The organism is Pseudonocardia pini (assembly GCF_013870575.1).
In the GTDB taxonomy this organism is placed as follows: Bacteria; Actinomycetota; Actinomycetes; order Mycobacteriales; family Pseudonocardiaceae; genus Pseudonocardia; species Pseudonocardia pini.
The window spans coordinates 1-1,400 of the sequence record NZ_JACBXB010001079.1 but is presented as its reverse complement, the minus strand read 5'-3'; the positions used below and the strand labels follow the sequence as shown (position 1 = coordinate 1,400).

Below are 1,400 nucleotides of genomic sequence, written 5' to 3'. Positions count from 1 at the left end.
CCTGCCGCGCTCGCTGCGGCCGGTCCGCCGTGCGGTGCGCGAGTTCCTCCGAGCGGTCGGCGCCACCGAGGACGAGGTCGCCGATCTCGTGCTGGCGGCGGGCGAGGCCGCGGCCAACGTCGTCGAGCACGCCTACGGGCCCGCGGGCGGCGTGTTGGAGGTCCGGCTCGCGGAGGACGACGGCACGGTGTCGATCACCGTGCGGGACGAGGGGGACTGGCGGGAGGCCCGGGGTGCCAACCGCGGCCGCGGGCTCCCGCTGATGCACGGGCTGGTCGACGCGGTCCGGGTGGGCCGCGACCTCGGCGGCACCACGGTGCGGCTGACCAGGACACTGGCGGGGGAGCAGGGATGACCAGCGCGAACGTGCGTGTGCGGGAGGACGTGCCGGGGCAGGTGCTGGTGCACCTCGAGGGCGAGATCGACCTGGACAACGCGAGGACGGTCGAGCAGCAGCTCGCCGCGGCCGTCACGAACAAGGCGGTGTCCGTGTCGCTGGACTGCACCGAGGTGGAGTACCTCGACAGCGCGGGCCTGCGGGTGCTCTTCGCCCTGGCGGACCGGCTCGCCCTGCTGCAGGTTCGGCTCGAGATGACCGTGCCCGCGGGCTCGCCGATCCGCAAGGCGGTCGAGCTGTCCGGGCTGGGATCGGTCGTCGACCTCCACCGCTGACTCGGCCGGAAGGTCGCCGGGACCGGTCGGTTCGCCGCCGGGGGCCGATCGACCGGGTCACGACCGCCAGGACGGGTATCAGGAGACGTGGCCATCAACCGCAAGGCTCCGAACCGCCCCCCCGCCGCCCGGCGTGCCGACGCCGTCGCCCGGCTGCTCGACGAGCTGACCGAGCGCGGGGTCAACTACGACGAGGCCGCGGCGCCGCCGCACGCGGTGGAGGGCTGGCACCAGGACCGGCAGACGGTCCACCTCGGCGACGAGCCCGCGGGGGAGCCGCAGCCGGGCGGGCTGTTCGAGCGTGCGGTCGCCATGGTCGACAGCTACGAGTTCAGCGACCCGAGGATCCTGCAGGCCGCGTACCGAGCGACCGGTGGGCTCCTGGGGCGGGTGATGGTGCTGGAGGGCCGGTTCCTGGTCTTCCGGTTCCTGATGGGCGTGCGGATCACCGACCGGCTCGACGAGCGCGGCGCGGGCGCCAACGGCCCCGAGCAGCGGAAGGGCTGGAGCTACCAGACCCTCGAGGGGCACATCGAGGAGGGACGGCTGACCTACGAGGTCGCCAAGGAGCTGGACACCGGCCGCGTCGAGTTCCGGATCATCGCCTACTCGCGCAAGGCGCCGATCGCCAATCCCGTCTACCGGATCGGCTTCAGCGTGTTCGCGCGGCACACGCAGCTGCGGTTCTACCGCAACGCGCTGCGCAGGCTGCAGGTCCTGGTGCAGAG

3 protein-coding genes are annotated in these 1,400 nt (G+C 73.4%); all 3 read left to right on the top strand.

Annotated elements, in window-relative coordinates; translation table 11 throughout:
* A partial coding sequence (locus tag H5J29_RS32675) for an ATP-binding protein (RefSeq protein ID WP_181784755.1) occupies positions 1 to 355 on the top strand: 355 nt, incomplete at its 5' end.
* Entirely contained in the window at positions 352 to 672 is a 321-nt protein-coding gene (locus H5J29_RS32670) for an STAS domain-containing protein (protein ID WP_181784754.1), read from the top strand. The genes H5J29_RS32675 and H5J29_RS32670, both read left to right, overlap by 4 nt.
* Positions 673 to 759: 87 nt before the next feature.
* On the top strand, positions 760 to 1,400 hold a 641-nt coding region (locus H5J29_RS32665; RefSeq protein WP_181784753.1), incomplete at its 3' end, for a DUF1990 family protein.